Origin of the sequence: Methylobacterium cerastii (assembly GCF_022179125.1) — a bacterium.
In the GTDB taxonomy this organism is placed as follows: domain Bacteria; phylum Pseudomonadota; class Alphaproteobacteria; order Rhizobiales; family Beijerinckiaceae; genus Methylobacterium; species Methylobacterium cerastii.
The window spans coordinates 16,273-32,803 of record NZ_BPQG01000079.1; the positions used below are offsets into that span (position 1 = coordinate 16,273).

At 69.4% G+C, this 16,531-nt stretch carries 16 protein-coding genes, 1 tRNA gene and 1 riboswitch; of the genes, 7 read left to right on the top strand and 10 right to left on the bottom strand.

The features are described 5' to 3' along the window. Positions 1 to 55: 55 nt before the first annotated feature. Positions 56 to 652 carry an MlaC/ttg2D family ABC transporter substrate-binding protein gene (locus tag MFF13_RS21825; RefSeq protein ID WP_238272923.1) on the bottom strand — a complete coding sequence of 199 codons (597 nt, stop codon included), beginning with the start codon at positions 650 to 652 and terminating at the stop codon, positions 56 to 58. After that, positions 652 to 1,782, bottom strand: a complete 1,131-nt coding sequence (locus MFF13_RS21830; protein WP_147761308.1) for a flippase-like domain-containing protein — start codon at positions 1,780 to 1,782, stop codon at positions 652 to 654. Before MFF13_RS21830 ends, MFF13_RS21825 begins: the two co-directional genes overlap by 1 nt. Positions 1,783 to 1,990: 208 nt before the next feature. Between MFF13_RS21830 and MFF13_RS21835 the strand changes: the two genes are divergently transcribed. Continuing rightward, entirely contained in the window at positions 1,991 to 3,163 is a 1,173-nt protein-coding gene (locus MFF13_RS21835) for an amidinotransferase (RefSeq protein WP_147750143.1), read from the top strand. 332 nt (positions 3,164 to 3,495) lie between these two features. On the opposite strand, the gene ettA is transcribed toward MFF13_RS21835, so the two are convergent. From ettA to MFF13_RS21855, 4 genes are all read right to left on the bottom strand, one after another. Continuing rightward, positions 3,496 to 5,148 (bottom strand): energy-dependent translational throttle protein EttA, encoded by a 1,653-nt coding sequence (ettA, locus tag MFF13_RS21840; protein ID WP_147750142.1) that lies wholly within the window; start codon positions 5,146 to 5,148, stop codon positions 3,496 to 3,498. Between the two features lie 226 nt (positions 5,149 to 5,374). Then, positions 5,375 to 5,460, bottom strand: a tRNA-Leu gene (locus MFF13_RS21845). A gap of 55 nt (positions 5,461 to 5,515) precedes the next feature. Further along, positions 5,516 to 6,715, bottom strand: a complete 1,200-nt coding sequence (locus tag MFF13_RS21850) for an FAD-dependent monooxygenase (RefSeq protein WP_147827828.1) — start codon at positions 6,713 to 6,715, stop codon at positions 5,516 to 5,518. 19 nt (positions 6,716 to 6,734) lie between these two features. Then, entirely contained in the window at positions 6,735 to 6,989 is a 255-nt protein-coding gene (locus MFF13_RS21855) for a zinc-finger domain-containing protein (protein WP_147750140.1), read from the bottom strand. Between the two features lie 219 nt (positions 6,990 to 7,208). On the opposite strand from MFF13_RS21855, the gene map reads away from it, so the two are divergent. From map to MFF13_RS21885, 6 genes are all read left to right on the top strand, one after another. Continuing rightward, the gene (map, locus tag MFF13_RS21860; RefSeq protein WP_147827817.1) at positions 7,209 to 8,027 is read left to right on the top strand and encodes a type I methionyl aminopeptidase; all 819 of its coding nucleotides are present in this window, start codon (positions 7,209 to 7,211) and stop codon (positions 8,025 to 8,027) included. 4 nt (positions 8,028 to 8,031) lie between these two features. After that, the gene (gene radC, locus MFF13_RS21865) at positions 8,032 to 8,778 is read left to right on the top strand and encodes a RadC family protein (RefSeq protein WP_147761311.1); all 747 of its coding nucleotides are present in this window, start codon (positions 8,032 to 8,034) and stop codon (positions 8,776 to 8,778) included. Between the two features lie 90 nt (positions 8,779 to 8,868). Further along, the gene (locus tag MFF13_RS21870; RefSeq protein ID WP_147750137.1) at positions 8,869 to 10,308 is read left to right on the top strand and encodes a circularly permuted type 2 ATP-grasp protein; all 1,440 of its coding nucleotides are present in this window, start codon (positions 8,869 to 8,871) and stop codon (positions 10,306 to 10,308) included. Between the two features lie 81 nt (positions 10,309 to 10,389). Then, positions 10,390 to 11,334 carry an alpha-E domain-containing protein gene (locus tag MFF13_RS21875; protein ID WP_238272924.1) on the top strand — a complete coding sequence of 315 codons (945 nt, stop codon included), beginning with the start codon at positions 10,390 to 10,392 and terminating at the stop codon, positions 11,332 to 11,334. 207 nt (positions 11,335 to 11,541) lie between these two features. Then, on the top strand, positions 11,542 to 12,369 hold the full coding sequence (locus MFF13_RS21880; RefSeq protein WP_147827816.1) for a transglutaminase family protein: 828 nt from the start codon (positions 11,542 to 11,544) through the stop codon (positions 12,367 to 12,369). A gap of 30 nt (positions 12,370 to 12,399) precedes the next feature. Further along, on the top strand, positions 12,400 to 13,152 hold the full coding sequence (locus MFF13_RS21885; RefSeq protein WP_147750134.1) for a proteasome-type protease: 753 nt from the start codon (positions 12,400 to 12,402) through the stop codon (positions 13,150 to 13,152). A 227-nt stretch (positions 13,153 to 13,379) separates the two neighbouring features. Here the strand turns inward: MFF13_RS21885 and MFF13_RS21890 are convergent, their stop codons facing one another. Genes MFF13_RS21890 through thiO form a run of 4 tightly spaced genes read right to left on the bottom strand, consistent with a single transcriptional unit; the run spans position 13,380 to position 16,232 of the window. Next, positions 13,380 to 13,988 carry a thiamine phosphate synthase gene (locus MFF13_RS21890; RefSeq protein ID WP_238272925.1) on the bottom strand — a complete coding sequence of 203 codons (609 nt, stop codon included), beginning with the start codon at positions 13,986 to 13,988 and terminating at the stop codon, positions 13,380 to 13,382. Between the two features lie 16 nt (positions 13,989 to 14,004). Then, a complete protein-coding gene (locus MFF13_RS21895) occupies positions 14,005 to 14,805 on the bottom strand; it encodes a thiazole synthase (protein WP_147761313.1) in 801 nt (266 codons plus the stop codon). 3 nt (positions 14,806 to 14,808) lie between these two features. Then, a complete protein-coding gene (gene thiS / locus MFF13_RS21900; protein ID WP_147827814.1) occupies positions 14,809 to 15,021 on the bottom strand; it encodes a sulfur carrier protein ThiS in 213 nt (70 codons plus the stop codon). Further along, positions 15,018 to 16,232, bottom strand: coding sequence for a glycine oxidase ThiO (thiO, locus tag MFF13_RS21905; protein ID WP_147827813.1), 1,215 nt, complete (start codon positions 16,230 to 16,232; stop codon positions 15,018 to 15,020). The genes thiS and thiO overlap by 4 nt, the downstream gene beginning before the upstream one ends. Positions 16,233 to 16,307: 75 nt before the next feature. Next, positions 16,308 to 16,436: riboswitch (TPP riboswitch) on the bottom strand. Positions 16,437 to 16,531: the final 95 nt, after the last annotated feature.

Sequence of the window (16,531 nt, forward strand, 5' to 3'; positions counted from 1 at the left end):
GGAGGCGAGAATCGGTGGGCCGCGGCGGGCGGCGCGAAGGTTCTGTGCAGGCCGTTCAAGGCGCCGGTTTGGCGGCCAGCATGCCGTCGGTGCGTTGGCGAAGGAATTTCAGCACCCCGTCGGCCCCGCCTGCCTTCAGCGGTGGGCCGAGGGTCGTCCGCTGTCCCGCGATCTCGCTGACGTTGCCGTTGAGCAGCACGTCCTGGATGCGGTTGTCGGCGTTCACGACGAAGTCGATCTGCGAATCGTCGCCGTCCGGGGTGGTCACGTGGGTGAGCACGCGCTGGTTACTGCCGCTCGGCTCGCTTTTGCGGGTCACCTCAAACTTCGCGCCCGCCGCCCGCGCGAGGCGGTTGGCGTAGGTCACGACGAAGTTGCGTCGGAACGCCTCCGTGATCGCACCCTGCTGCTCGGGGGTGAAGTCGGCCCATTTGGCGCCGATCGCGAGGCGGACCATCGCCGGGTAGTCGAAGGATCGCTCGAGGGTCGGGCCGACCGCGTCGACCCGGTCCTTCAGGGTTCCGGCGCCGTTCTTCACGGTGGCGTCGAAGCGGGCGTAGAGCCCGTCGACGACGGCGACCGCCGGATCGTCGGCGGCCGACGCCGGGACCGCGGCGGCGGCGAGCGCCAGCGCGACGAGGAACCGGCGCATCAGGCGCACTTCTTCAATTCCGGCACCGCGGCGTCCTCGCTGTGGGCGTTCGCGCCGCGGGGGGGCGCGTAGCTGTAGAACGGTCCGAGCGTAGCCGGCACGGAGGCGCCGCCGACCCGGCGAAAGGTGGCCCGCTCCTCCTCCGGCGCGGGGGCGTCCGCCTCGGCGGCTTCGCGGCGGAGGCGGCCCTCCTGCGTGTGCCAGAGCCAGAGACCGGGGACGCCGACGAGCAGGTCGGCGAGGCGCTTCACCAGTGACAGGGCGAGCGCGACTTCCGCCGGGATGCCGAATAGGGCGCAGAGCGCGATCAGGCCGCCCTCCTGCGCGCCCAACGCCCCGGGCACCGCGAAGGCGGCGCCACGCACGGCCTGGGCGAGGCTTTCGATCACGATCGCCTCGGCGAAGCTCACCGGGTATCCCATGAAGTGCAGGCAGACGTAGACCTCGATCGTGCCGATCAGCCAGCCGACGAGGTGCACGCCGATGCCCGAGAAGATGCGCAGGGGCGCGCCGTAGAGGCGGCGCAGGTTGTCGTAGAGCACGTCGACGGCGCCGAGCGCCTGCCACTCGCGACCCGAGGCGAAGCGATCGACAATGCCCTGGATCAGGCGGTGCCCAGCCCGGCGCTGGATCAGGTAGAACGCGCCGATGGCCGGCGCCGCGATGGCGAGGCCGCCGGCTACGGTGCGCACGATCGGGCCGTCGCCGGCGAGCCACACCAGCAGCCCGAGGCCGCCCAGCGTGAACAGCAGCTGCGTCAGCGCCTGTGTCATCATGTCGACGAACATGCTCGCGCCGGCGAGGCCGCCGGCGACGCCGCGCTTGGCCAGGAGGCGCGCGCCGACGAAGTCACCGCCCACCGTCGCCACCGGCAGCAGCGTGTTGATGCCCTCGCGCACGAAGCGCAGGTTGATGCAGGCAGAGAGGTTCGGCCGGCCGGAGACGGGGAAGATCACGTACCAGCCGAGGCCGGCCCATGCGACGGCCACGGCGCGCGCGGCGACGACCGCCAGGGCGCCCCAACCGGCACTCACCACCGCCGCGGCCACATCCTCGAGACCGGAGGACAGAAACAGGCCGACGACCGTGCAGAGGCCGGCGATCAGGGCCAGGGTCGTCAGACGCTTCATGATCCTCTTTCAAGCTCGGGGGTGGCTTGATGCTGGATTCTCGCCGCGATTTCGACCGAAAAAGACCGCTGCGGACGAGGAGTAAGGCTCAAGTTGCAGCAACGATCGGCAATGTCTATCACCCGATAGACACAGTGCGGACCAAAGCGGCACCAGGGGTTTTCACCCCGAGCAGACCGCCCGCACGGCGCATCACGAAGGGATCACCATGGACCGCGACGCTTCCCACTCGGCCGGAGAGGCCGTGCTCGACGACGCCCGCGCCGACGGCTTCGTCAGCAGGGAACCCGGAATCCCCGCGCCGCACTCGCCGGTGATGGCGTGGAACGAGTGGGACCCGCTCGAAGAGGTGATCGTCGGATCCCTCGACGGCGCCACGATCCCGACGCACCACCTGACCGTGATCTTCAACCTGCCGCGGGCGGCGCAGCCGTTCTACCGCTTCGCCTCGGGCTTCCGCTACCCGGGCTTCATGAAGAAGCTCGCGCAGAAAGAGCTCGACAACTTCATTCGCATCCTCGCCGGCGAGGGCGTGAAGATCCGCCGCCCGGACACCATCGACTTCTCGAAGAAGTACCGCGCGCCGCGCTGGTCGTCCCGCGGCTTTTGCGTCGCCTGCCCGCGCGACCCGTACCTCGTGATCGGCGACGAGATCATCGAGAGCCCGATGTGCTGGCGCTCGCGCTACTTCGAGGGCGACGCCTACCGCTCGCTGTTCAAGGAATACTTCCGCGCCGGCGCGCGCTGGACCTCCGCGCCGCGGCCTCAGCTCACCGACGAGCTGTACAACTACGACTACCGCGTGCCGAACCTGAAGGCCGGCGAGCCGATGCAGTTCACGGTCAACGAGTTCGAGCCGGTCTTCGACGCCGCCGACTTCGTCCGCTGCGGCCGCGACATCTTCGTCACCCGCTCCAACGTGACGAACCTGATGGGCATCGAGTGGCTGCGCCGCCACCTCGGCTCGGGCTTCCGCGTCCACGAGATCGAGAGCCGCTGCCCGCAGCCGATGCACATCGATTCGTCGTTCATGCCGCTCGCCCCGGGCAAGGTGCTGGTCAACCCGGACTACATCGACGTCGAGAAGTTGCCGGCGGTGTTGAAGAAGTGGGACGTGCTCGTCGCCCCTCGCCCCGACCCGGTCGAGGGCTTCATGAGCAAGATCTCGATGTGCTCGCCCTGGACCTCGATCAACGTGCTCGCCATCGACGAGAAGAAGATCGTCGTGGACCAGAGCCAGCCGACGTTGATCAAGGCGCTCAAGGACTGGGGCTTCGACCCGATCCCGGCGCCGTTCCTGAGCTACGGCCCGTTCGGCGGCTCGTTCCACTGCGCCACCCTCGACGTGCGCCGCCGCGGCACGCTGAAGTCGTACTTCTAGGCCTCTCGCCTCGAACGAAAACGGCCGCATCCCGGAAGGGGTGCGGCCGTTTTGGTTTGTGGTTCGGGACCCATGAACGTGTCTCCCGGCCGAGAGCCCCCTGCCCGTCATTCCGGGGCGTCGTAGTCGAGCCCGGAATCCAGAGCCGCAGATGGCGCAATCTAGAACTCAACCCAAGGTTCTGGATTTCGGGCTCTGCTGCGCAGCCCCGGAATGACGGGGAGAGGATGGAACCGGGTTCGTGGAGCATCCGAATTGAGCGAAGACGCCGCTGGCTGCAGAAAACCTGGCCTCCATCTTTTGAGAAGACGGAAGCCAAGTCGCGGTTCATTTCAACGCGAAAACTTCTTGTACTTGATCTTCTTCGGCATCAGCGAGTCGGCGCCGAGCCGGCGCATCTTGTCGGCCTCGTAATCCGAGAAGTTGCCCTCGAACCACTCGACGTGGCTGTCGCCCTCGAAGGCGAGGATGTGGGTCGCGATGCGGTTCAGGAACCAGCGATCGTGGCTGATGATGACGGCGCAGCCGGCGTAATCCTCCAGCGCGTCCTCGAGGGCGCGCAGGGTCTCCATGTCGAGGTCGTTGGTCGGCTCGTCGAGCAGCAGGACGTTGGCGCCGCCCTTCAGCGTCCGGGCGAGGTGCACGCGGTTGCGTTCGCCGCCCGACAGCGTGCCGACCTTCTTCTGCTGGTCGCCGCCCTTGAAGGCGAAGGCCGCGCAGTAGGCCCGCGAATTGATCTCGCGCTTGTTGAAATAGATGATGTCGTTGCCGCCTGAGACCTCCTGCCAGACCGTGGCGTTGGGGTCGAGCGCGTCGCGCGACTGGTCGACGTAGCCGAGCTTCACCGTCGTGCCGACGGAGATGTCGCCGCCGTCCGGCTTCTCCTGGCCGGTGATCATCTTGAACAGCGTCGTCTTGCCGGCGCCGTTCGGGCCGATCACGCCGACGATGCCGCCCGGCGGCAGCTTGAACGACAGGTCCTCGATCAGCAGGCGGTCGCCGAAGGCCTTGTTGAGGTGATCGAACTCGATGACGTTGTTGCCCAGCCGCTCGTCGATCGGGATCACGATCTGCGCCGCCGCGTCGACCTTGTTGTTCTGCTTGGCGACCAGCTCCTCGTAGCGCGTGATACGCGCCTTCGACTTGGATTGGCGCGCCTTCGGCGAGGCGGAGATCCATTCCTGCTCGCGGGCGATCGAGCGCTGGCGGGCCATGTCCTCGCGGCCCTCCTGCTGCAGGCGCTTCTGCTTCTGCACCAGCCAGGCCGAATAGTTGCCCTCGTAGGGGATGCCCTTGGTGCGATCGAGCTCGAGGATCCAGCTGGTGACGTTGTCGAGGAAGTAGCGATCGTGGGTCACGATCAGGATCGCGCCCGGGTAGTTCTTGAGGTGGCCTTCGAGCCAGTTCACCGTCTCGGCGTCGAGGTGGTTGGTCGGCTCATCGAGAAGCAGCAGCTCAGGCTCCCACAGCAGCAGCCGGCAGAGCGCGACGCGGCGGCGCTCGCCGCCCGACAGGGTGGCGACCGGCTGCTCGTCGCTCGGGCAGCCCAGGGCCTCCATGGCTTGGTCGACCTTGGATTCGAGTTCCCAGAGGTTCTGCGATTCGATCTCGTCCTGGAGGCGGGTCATTTCGTCCGCCGTCTCGTCGGAATAGTTCATCGCGAGCTCGTTGTAGCGGTCGAGCAGCGCCTGCTTTTCGGCAACGCCCTCCATCACGTTCTCGCGGACCGATTTAGTCGTATCGAGCTGCGGCTCCTGCGGCAGGTAGCCGACCCGTGCGCCCTGCGCGACGAAGCCCTCCCCGGTCCACTCCGTGTCGATACCGGCCATGATCTTCAGGAGCGTCGACTTGCCCGAGCCGTTGATACCGAGCACACCGATCTTGGCATCGGGGTAGAAGGACAGGTTGACGTTGTCCAACACCTTCTTCCCGCCGGTGTAGGTCTTGGTCAGGCCTTTCATGTGGTAGATGAATTCGCGGGCCATCGCAGGCATCCTATCAGGTTCGGCGGGGCCGGCGCGGGAGGTCGCGCGGCCCGATGGCGGGTGCAGGGTCGTCCAGGCAGGCACGCGCCATGCCCGCGGCGAACCCTGCGGGGTACGGTTCTGCGGATCGGGCGCGGCGCGCCCTCACCCGCAATCCCTGGAGATGATCCCGCTCGCGTATCAGGACGGCCGGTGCCGGGCAAGGATCGGGGGATGGATCGGGGCGTGGTGGCCGCTGTGGGACTCGAACCCACACGGGCGAAGCCCGAGGCATTTTAAGTGCCTTCCGTCTACCAATTTCGGCAAGCGGCCCTGCGATGCGCCGAAGCGGTAACCGTCGGCGCGGACGAGATCAAGTTTCTCGAGATCAAGCGTCCGGCGTCCAACCGTAGAGCCAGGCGTAGCGTTCGCGCATGCCGTCTGGGCCGAGACGACGCATCACCGCGTCGCGCACGAAGGCGGTGATGCCGCCGGTATGGTAGGTCCGGCCGTTGGCGCGGGCGGCGCGCTGCACCCGGCGGACCCGGCGCCGACGGGCCCTGGCGTAGGCGTCGAGCGCTTCGACGACGGGCTGCGCGGCGAGGCACTGCGCAAGAATCGCGCAATCTTCGATCGCCAGTGCCGCACCCTGCGCCAGGAACGGCAGAACCGGGTGGGCGGCGTCGCCCAGCAGCGCGACCCGGCCGCGGGCGATCGGGCGCGCCACCGGCCGGTCGGCGAGCGACCAGACCAGCCAGGAATCGGGCACGGTCAGGAGTTCGGCCAGATCCGGCGCGCAGTCGCGGAACTGCGCGCGCAGCACCGCCGGCTCGCCGAGCCGCCCCCAATCTTCGTCGCCCTGCCGCTCCGGCACGACCGCGACAACGTTGAGGTCGCGCCCGGCATGGATCGGGTAGTGGACGACATGGCGGCCGCGCCCGAGCCAGAGCCCGGTCGCCTCGCCCGCAAGCGCCTCCGGCACCGCCTCACGCGGCACGATCGCCCGCCAGGCGGCCATCCCGGCTTGGCTGAGCCCACGCGGATCGAGGTGGCCGCGGATGCGCGAGCGCAGGCCGTCCGCGCCGACGACCAAGTCGGCCGACAAACTTTCGCTGCGCGCGCCGTTCCCGCTCTCAAGGGCTAGGGTGACGCAGTCCTCGGTCTCGGTGAGGCCGGTGACTTCGCGGCCCATCAGCAGGCGGATGCCGGGGCGGGAGCGCACCGCGTCGAGGAGCAGGGTCTGAAGGTCGGCTCGGTGGATGACGTAGTAGGGCGCACCGAAGGCGTCGCGCGCCGCCGCGCCGAGCGTCACGCCGCCAATCTTGCGGCCCGAATCGAGCGCGCGGACGACGACGCCCGGCGGCTCCGATCCGGCGCGTCGGAGGGCCGCCGCGAGGCCGAGGTCGGCGAGCACGCGGCTCGCGTTCGGGGAGAGCTGAAGACCGGCGCCGACCTCGCTGAACCCGGTTCGGCGCTCGACGATCGTGACGGCGTGGCCGGCGGCGTTGAGCGCCAGGGCCGCGGTCAGCCCGCCGATCCCACCGCCGACCACGGCGACGCTCAGCGCCGGCCCGGGGTCTCGCGGCATCAGGCTTCGCGGCATGGCCCTATTCGGCCGCCGCCTTCTGGTCGTGCCAGACGCTCGCCGCCGGATCGGCGTGGCCGGCCTTCAGGTCGGCGCGGTGGCGATAGAGCGTCGAGCAGTACTGGCAGATGATCTCGTTGTCGGCACCCATGTCGAGGAACACGTGCGGGTGGTCGAACGGCGGCAGCGCGCCGATGCACATGAACTCGCGCGAGCCGACATGGATGACCGCGACGCCGAGCTCGTTGTGGAAGTGCGGTACCGCCCTGTCAGCCATCGCGCCGTCCTGTGCCTTGGGACCCGTCGCACCGGGTCGCCCGAGCCCCGCTTATGCCGCCGTGCCTCCGTCCGGCGCAAGCCTCGGAGCGAACGCAGGCGCCCTCAGGTCACGCGGCGCCGGGTCGGTCGCCCGGCGTAGAGTTCCGTGACTTGGCGCTGCGGCGGCCACGCCGTACATAAGCTGTCGAAGACCGGCCCGGCGCGGACAAGCCCCTCGATGACCCAGCAAGACCAAGCGACGCGGCGGGTGCCCCAAGCACCGATCCACGGACCGGAGGGCTTCGAAGGCATGCGCCGCGCCGGACGCCTGACGGCGGAAGGCCTCGACGTGCTGATGGAGGCGACCCAGCCCGGCGTGACCACCGAGGCGCTCGATAAGCTCGCCTACGAGTTCGCCATGGATCACGGCGCCTACCCGGCCTCGCTGCTCTATCGCGGCTACCCGAAATCGATCTGCACCTCGATCAACCACGTGGTCTGCCACGGCATCCCCAACGACAAGCCTTTGCGCGAGGGCGACATCGTCAACCTCGACATGTGCCTGATCCTCGACGGGTGGCACGGCGATTCGAGCCGGATGGCCTTTGTCGGCGAGGTGCCGCGCAAGGCCGCCCGCCTATGCGAGATCACCTACGAGGCGCTGATGCGCGGCGTCGCCGCTGTGAAGCCCGGCGGCTCGACCAACGACATCGGCCGCGCGATCCAGACCTACGCCGAGGGCGAGCGCTGCTCGGTGGTGCGCGACTTCTGCGGCCACGGCCTCGGCCGGAGCTACCACGACGCGCCGACCATCCTGCATTACGTCGAGGCGAGCTACGACGTGTCGCTGAGGCCGGGCCAGTTCTTCACGATCGAGCCGATGATCAACCTCGGCCGCCCGGCGGTGAAGGTGCTCTCCGACGGCTGGACCGCGGTGACCCGCGACCGCTCGCTCTCGGCCCAGTTCGAGCACACGGTGGCGGTGACCGAGACCGGCGTGGAGATCTTCACGGTGTCGCCGAAGGGGCTGCACCAGCCCGCCAACCCGGGAGCCTGAGGCCGTGCCGGGCCCCGGCGACGAGGCCGAGCACGGGCTCTTCGCCGAACGGCCGGCCGTCGCCCCGAAGCCGGAGGCGCCGCCACACTATCTCGGCCATCGCGACCGCCTGCGCGAGCGCTTCACCAAGCACGGCGCCGACGCGCTGCCCGACTACGAGCTGCTCGAGCTCGCCCTGTTCCGCGCCATCCCGCGCCGGGACGTGAAGCCGCTGGCCAAGGCGCTGATCCGCCGCTTCGGCAGCTTCGCGGAGGTGCTGAGCGCCGAGCCGGCGCGCCTCGCCGAGGTCGAGGGCGTCAGCGCCGGGGTCGTCGCCGACCTCAAGCTGATGGAGGCGGCCGGGCGGCGGCTGGCGCGGGGCGCCATCGCACAGCGCGCGCTGCTCTCCTCCTGGGCCGAACTGATCGAGTACCTGCGCGCCACCATGGCCTTCGCCACCCGCGAGGAGTTCCGGGTGCTGTTCCTCGACAAGCGCAACCACCTCATCGCCGACGAGATCCAGGGGCGCGGCACGGTCGATCACACGCCGGTCTACCCGCGGGAGGTGGCGCGGCGGTCGCTCGAACTGTCGGCGACCGCGATCATCCTGGCGCACAACCACCCGTCGGGCGATCCGGCGCCCTCGGCCGCCGACGTGGCGATGACCCGCGAGGTCGTCGCCGTGTTGAGCCCGCTGAAGATCGTGGTGCACGACCACGTCATCCTCGGCCGATCGGGTCATGCCAGCTTAAAGGGCCTGCGCCTGATCTGAGACGTGTTTGGAACGAGCCTCGGACAAGCTCGTAATCCCTTTGCGTGGCGCGCCTCTTGCCTCTAGCGTGCCGTATCGGGGAGAGACTGTATGGCGGGCGTAGCCTTCGACGAGATGACCGCCTTCGCAGGCAGCGCGACGAGCCAAGCAGACGTCCGCGAGGCCTACGGCCAGCTCAAGGCGTGGCTCGACGCGACGCCTGTCGATCACTTCAACACCCGCCGGAGCCAGGCCGAGCTACTGTTCCGGCGTATCGGCATCACCTTCGCCGTCTACGGCGACAACGAATCGACCGAGCGGCTGATCCCGTTCGACATCATCCCGCGGGTGATCACCAAGCCGGAATGGGGCTTCCTCGAGCGCGGGCTGAAGCAGCGCGTCACCGCGATCAACATGTTCCTGAAGGACATCTACGGCGCCCAGGAATGCATCAAGGCCGGCATCATCCCGGCCGACCTCGTCTACAAGAACGCACACTACCGGATGGAGATGCGCTCGTTCCGGGTGCCGCACGACCTCTACGTGCACATCGCCGGCATCGACATCGTCCGGACCGGCGAGAACGACTTCTTCGTGCTGGAGGACAACGCCCGCATCCCCTCCGGCGTGTCGTACATGCTCGAGAACCGCGAGGTGATGCTGCGGCTGTTCCCGGACCTGTTCTCCCGCCACCGCGTGGCGCCGGTGGAGAACTATCCGGACGCCCTGCTCGCGACGCTGCGCAGCCTCGCGCCGGTGACGGCGACCCGCGACCCCACCGTCGTGCTGCTGACGCCCGGCCGCTACAACTCGGCGTTCTACGAGCACTCTTTCCTGGCAGACAAGCTCGGCGTCGAGCTGGTGGAGGCCGGCGACCTCTTCACCAAGGACGACGTGGTCTACATGCGGACCACCGAGGGGCCGCGCCGGGTCGACGTGATCTACCGCCGCCTCGACGACGACTTCCTCGACCCGTTGGTGTTCCGCCCCGATTCGATGCTCGGCGTGCCGGGCCTGATGAACGCCTACGAGCGCGGCAGCGTCACGCTGGCCAACGCGGTGGGCACCGGCATCGCCGACGACAAGGCGGTCTACAGCTACATGCCGGAGATCGTGAAGTTCTTCACCGGCGAGGAGCCGATCCTGCACAACGTGCCGACCTATCGCTGCCGCGAGAAGGAGGCCTTCTCCTACGTGATGGACAACCTGTCCGAGCTCGTCGTGAAGGAGGTCAACGGCTCGGGCGGCTACGGCATGCTCGTCGGGCCGCACGCGACCAAGCGCGAGATCGAGGAGTTCGCCAAGCGCCTGCGCCACGCGCCGGACGGCTTCATCGCCCAGCCGACGCTCTCGCTCTCCACCTGCCCGACCTTCGTCGCCTCGGGCGTGGCCCCGCGCCACGTCGACCTGCGCCCCTTCGTGCTGTGCGGCGCCGACGAAATCCGCATCGTGCCGGGCGGGCTCACCCGCGTGGCGTTGAAGGAGGGATCTTTGGTGGTGAATTCGAGCCAGGGCGGCGGTACGAAGGACACCTGGGTCCTGGACGCGTGACGGCCTGACGCCTGCCCTCACCGAGAACCGCGGAGCGGCGCACGCCTCCGGGCCGAGCCGAAGAGACCCAGCGAAACAGCCATGCTCTCCAGGACTGCCGACAACCTCTACTGGCTCTCGCGCTACGTCGAACGGGCGGAATTCGTCGCCCGCATCCTCGACGCCGCGCATCGGCTGGCCTCGCTGCCGACGAGCTACGGCGGAGGCGAGACCAATGAATGGGCCTCGGCGCTGGCCTCTGCCGGCGACCCGGAGGTGTTCAAGCCGCATTACGACGGCGTGAACGCCGCCACCGTGTGCGACTTCCTCGCCTTCAGCCCGCACAACCCGTCCTCGATCCGCTCCTGCATCGAGAGCGCGCGCGAGAACGCCCGGAGCGTCCGCACCGCGCTCACCACGGAGATGTGGGACACCATCAACGGGGCGTGGCTCGAATTGCGGTCCTACGAGAAGAAGGACCTCGACCGCGACGCGTTCTCGCGCTTCCTCGACTGGGTGAAGGGCATCTCGCTGACCTTCGACGGCTCGGCCTACCGGACGATGCTGCGCAACGACACCTACTGGTTCACGCGGCTCGGTACCGCGATCGAGCGGGCCGACAACACCGCCCGCATCCTCGACGTGAAGTACAAGATCCTCCTGCCGGCATCCGAGACCGTCGGCGGCAGTCTCGACTACTTCCAGTGGACCACGATCCTACGCGAAGTCTCCGCCTTCAACGCCTATCACTGGGTGTATCGCGAGAGCGTCAAGCCGCTGCTGGTGGCCGACCTGCTGATCCTCAACCGGCAGATGCCGCGTTCCTTCACCAACTGCTACGGCGTGCTCGTCGAGCATCTCGACCTGATCGCCGACGCCTACGGGCGGCGCGGCGCGAGCCAGCGCCTCGCGAGCAACTTGCTCGCGCGCCTGGAAAGCGAGGAGATCGACCGGGTCTTCGCCTCGGGGCTGCATGAGTTCGTGATCGCGTTCATCGGCGAGAACAACAAGGTCGGCGCCGCGATCGCGGACCAGTATCTCGGCTGAAGCGCCGAGGTCCGCGGAAGACGTGGCGATTCGGCTTCCAAGGACGCGGGCTCGGTTGCGCGCGACCGCGGAACGTCGTGTAGAACGTGGCACCGGGGCCGCGCGTGGCTCCGACCGTCGGCGCCGCCGAGATGGGCGGAGGCGGGACGGCGAAGGCAAAGCCGGCACGAACGAAGCCGGCAGAGGCAAGACGGGCAGAATCGACGCATGCGCATCCGCGTGGTCCACGAGACCATCTACAGCTACGAGCAACCGGCACGCGGGCTGATCCAGGTCCTGCGCATGACGCCGCGCGACCACGACGGCCAGTACGTCCGGCGCTGGCGCATCGAGCCGTCGGTCGACGGCCGGCTCACCGAGCGCGAGGACGGCTACGGCAACGTCGTGCACTGGTTCACGCCGGACCAGGCCTCCGAGGCCCTGGTGATCCGGGTGACCGGCGAGGTCGACACCCACGAGACCCACGGCATCGTCCGCGGCGCCGTCGAGCGGCTGCCCGAGACGTTCTACCTGCGCGACACCGACCTCGTCCTGCCGAGCCCGGAGATCCAGGCGCTGTCCGACGCGGCCGCCACCGCCGGCGATCCGGCCGCCCTCCCCTTCCTGCACCGCCTGATGGCCGCGGTGCACGCGCACATGAGCTACACGCCGGGCCCTGCCAGCGCCGCCGTGCCCGCGCCGAAGGCGTTCGCGGCGGAGGCCGGCGTGTGCCAGGACTTCGCCCACGTCTTCATCGCCGCCGCCCGGCACCGGGCGATTCCCGCCCGCTACGTCTCCGGATACCACCGTCCGGAGGGAAGCGACGTCGAGCAGCAGACGCCGCACGGCTGGGCCGAAGCGCTGGTGCCCGATCTCGGCTGGGTCGGCTTCGACCCGACCACCGGCGACGCGACGACGGAGGCCTACATCCGCGTCGCCTCCGGCCTCGACTACCTCGGCGCCGCCCCGATCCGCGGCAGCCGCACCGGCGGCGGCACCGAAACGCTGGACGTGAAGCTCCGGGTGGAGCAAGCCCAGGCGGCACCGCAATCCTGACGCGCGCACCTCTTCGAAAAGCCTGATCCCATGACTTACTGCGTCGGCGTCCTCGTCGAGGACGGCCTGGTGATGATCGCCGACACCCGCACCAATGCGGGGCTCGACGACATCTCGACCTATCGCAAGCTCCACCACTTCAACGTGCCGGGCGAGCGGGTGATGATGCTGGCCTCGGCCGGCAACCTCTCGGTGACGCAATCGGTGCTGAGCCTGCTCTCCGAGGGCGTGACCGGCGACGACGGCGAGCCGAAGCTGAAGCTCGTCGAGACGACCACGATGTTCGAGGCGGCCCAGCTCGTCGGCCGTGCCATCCGCCGCGTCCGCGCGATCGAGAAGACCGGATTCGAGGCGGCGGGGCTTCGGTTCTCCGTGTCGCTGCTGTTCGGAGGCCAGATCGGCAGCGAGCCGATGCGGCTGTTCCTGATCTACTCGGCCGGCAACTTCATCGAGTGCAGCACCGACGCGCCCTTCCTGCAGATCGGCGAGCACAAGTACGGCAAGCCGATCCTCGACCGCGCCGTGAAGTTCGAGACCGAGCTCTACGACGCGCTCAAGGTCGGCCTCGTCTCGATGGATTCGACGATGCGCTCGAACCTCGGCGTCGGCCTGCCGATCGACATCGCCCTCGCCCGCCGCAACGCCCTCGACCTCGAGGTCAACCACCGGATCGAAGCCGGCGAGGGCTACTTCCACGACCTGCGCGAACGCTGGTCGGCAGCTTTGCGCGCCGCCCACCGTGCGATCCCGCGCCCGCCCTACGGGCCTGCGCCGACGAAGTAGCGTTCACCGCCAGCGGTATTCCCACCCCCACCCTCATCCTGAAGTACCGCAGCGAAGCGGAGGCCTCGAAGGAGGCCTCCAGGTATCGCGCGCGAGCTGGATGGCTCCTTCGAGGCGGCTGATGCCGCACCTCAGGATGAGGGGGTGGGTGGGCGAAACCGATCGAGAGCGGTTTTCGGCGAAACGCCGAGTGGGTAGCCAGGATCCTGCGATCCTTTGATCCTGCCTCAGCGCTCGTCCGAGCGGGTTGCCCAGGCGCTCAAAAGCGCGCGGGTCTCGGCAGCCGGGTCGGCGGCGCGCATCAGGCCGCCCATCACGGCCATACCCGCCGCGCCGTGCCGACGGCATTCGGCGGCGGTGATGATATCGATCCCTCCGAGCGCGATCACCGGAATTCCGATCCGCACAGCTTCGGCGAGCGCATCGAGCCCGAGGGCGGGGCCGTAGCCGGGCTTGCTCGCGGTGGCGAAGATCGGGCTCAGCGTCACGTAGTCCGCGCCGCCCTCGGCCGCCTCCGCGACGTCTCGGAGCGTGTGGGCCGAGATGCCGACGAGGGCTGCGCCGACCCGTTGCCGGGCCGCGGCGATGGCGGAACGATCCGTCCCGCCGCCGAGATGGAGCCCGGCGCCGAGGTCGGCCGCGAGGTCGGCGTCGCCGCCGACGGTGAGCACGCCGCCGGCCTGGCCGACGCGTTCGGCGATCCGCGCCGCCAGCTCCCGCCGCTCGGATGGTGGCAGGTCCTTGTCGCGGAACCAGACCCAGCGACCGCCGCCGTGGAGCACGGCGGCGACGGCCTCCACCAGGGGGCGCGGCCCGTGCCGGTCGGTGACCGCCAACAGGGGCGACGGCAGGCTACGAGCCGACAAGGCCGAGCTGCGGGCTCGACGGCTCGGCCCGGCCGCGTCGGGGAATGCGGCCGGCAAGATACGCGTCGCGTCCCGCTTGGACCGCGCCGCGCATGGCGTAGGCCATGCGGACGGGGTCGTCGGCCTTGGCGACGGCGGTGTTGATCAGGCAGGCGTCGGCCCCAAGCTCCATCGCGATCACCGCGTCGGAGGCCGTGCCGATGCCGGCGTCGACGATCACCGGCACGCTCATGCGGCGGCAGATCAGCTCCAGGTTGGCCGGGTTGGCGATGCCCATGCCCGACCCGATGAGCGAGCCCATCGGCATCACTGCGGCGCAGCCGAGGTCGGCGAGCCGTTGGCAGACGATCGGGTCGTCGTTGCAGTATGGCAGCACGACGAAGCCGTCGTCGACGAGGTGGCGGCAGGCCTCGATCAGCTCGGTCACGTCCGGGTACAGCGTCTCGCGGTCGCCGATGACCTCGACCTTGATCCAGTTCGTGTCGAGGGCCTCGCGCGCCAGCTCCGCGGTCATGATCGCGTCGCGCGCGGTCTCGCAGCCGGCGGTGTTGGGCAGGAAGCGACGCCCCTTCAGGATCTTGACCGTGTCCGAGCCGTGGCCCTGGAGCGAAACCCGGCGGATCGAGGCGGTGGCGACTTCGGCCCCCGAGGCCGCGACCGCATCGCGCATGATCACCTGCGTCGGATAGCCGGCCGTGCCGATGAACAGGCGCGAACTCAGCGTGACGCCGGCGACGACGAAGGGGTCGTCGGCCTCCGGACGGAGGGGTGTGAGCGTCTCGAGCATCCTCTAGCCTCCCTGCATGGCGCGTACGATCTCGATGCGGTCGCCGTCCGCGATCGGGGTGCGCTCCCAATCGCGACGGCGGACGACGTGGCCGTTGACCGCGATGGCGACCCCCTGCGGATCGGGGCTGCCGGTCTCCTCCGCCGCGTGCGCGAACAACGCGGCGAGGTCGGCGGCCTCGATCTCGCGGGCTTGCCCGTTCACCGTCAGCCTCATGCCGAAGCCCTCACGTCCTGGCTTGCGGTAAACCGTGCGAGGGAGAAATCCCGGGCCACCGCCGGCATCGCGCCCGTGGTGACGAGGGCTGCGATCGCGTCGGCGGTCACCGGGGCGAGCAGGTAGCCGTTGCGATGATGGCCGGTGGCGACGACCAGCCCGGGGGCGATCTCGCCCAGGATCGGCGCGTCGTCGTCCGAGGTCGGGCGGAACCCGCTCCACACCGCCTCGACCTCCATCTCCTCGATGCCGGGCAGCACGCGCCGCGCGCCCTCCAGAAGGGCGTAGAGCCCGCCGGCGGTGACGCCGGGGCGGAAGCCGCAGTCCTCCACCGTCGCGCCGACGACGATGCGGCCGTCGCCCTTCGGTGCCATGTGGACCTGCTCGGTCCACACCATGTGCGACAGCGTGCCGGTGTGCGCGGTCGTCTTCAGCGCCAGCGACTGGCCCTTGAGCGGGCGGACCGGCAGGGCGAGGTTTTGGGGCAGCAGGCCGCCCTCCCCACTCCAGGCGCCGGCCGCAAGGATCACGGTGTCGGCCTGCAGAACGCCATTGGCGGTGCGGAGGCCGGTGACGCGCCCGGATGTCCGTTCGAGGGCGACGACCGGGCTGTTCTCGACGAGCGCCACGCTGGCGCCACGGCAGGCCTGCACGAGCGCCGCCATCACCCGGCTCGGATCGACCTGGTGGTCGAGCGGGCAGAACACGCCGGCGGTGACCGAGGGGCGCAAGGCCGGCTCGCGGCGGCGGACCTCGGTGCCCGCGACCCATTCGGCGGCGACGCCCGAGCGGCGCTGCAAGTCGTAGCGGAAGCGCAGGCGCTCGACCTCGTCGCGGCCGATGGCCAGCACCAGCGTCCCATCCTCGCGGTAGTCGATGTCGTGGCCGGCGGCCGCTTCGAGCTCGTCGCGGAACCCGGGCCAGCGCCGCAGCGAATCGAGGGCGAGCGGGAGCAGCGGGTCCGAGCCGGGCTCGTGCTCGGCCGCGGGCGCCAGCATGCCGGTGGCGGCGAGGCTCGCGCCGGACCCGATGGTCTCGCGCTCGACGACCGCGACGGACCGACCGGACTGCGCGATGCGCCAGGCGATCGACAGCCCGATCAAGCCGCCGCCGACGATGGCGACGTCGGCGCGGGCTGGCAACGTGACGGACGGGTTCGTGCCGCCGTTCGTCCGGCGAACCCCGATCGGTGATGCTGGGTGACGACCCAAAAGATCCTCCGCGTGGTGTCGCAGAGACCGGGCCTGACGCTTCCTTCGAGAAGCTGGTGCGATCCGTCCACGAGGACGACGCCCACGGTCCAATCCCTACGCCGGTGTGAACCGGATCAGGTTCGAAGGATTTCCGCGCCGCGAGCCCTTGCGAGCCTGCCAGCGGTTTCTCAGCCCCTTGCCGGGGATCTCCCTGGAACACCGCAGATGTGGTCCCACTGGCCGGCCCGGTCAACCCCGTCAAAGGGGCGAACGCGCAGGATGGTCGCCGTCTGTCGTCGTCACGCCGAGACGGTTCG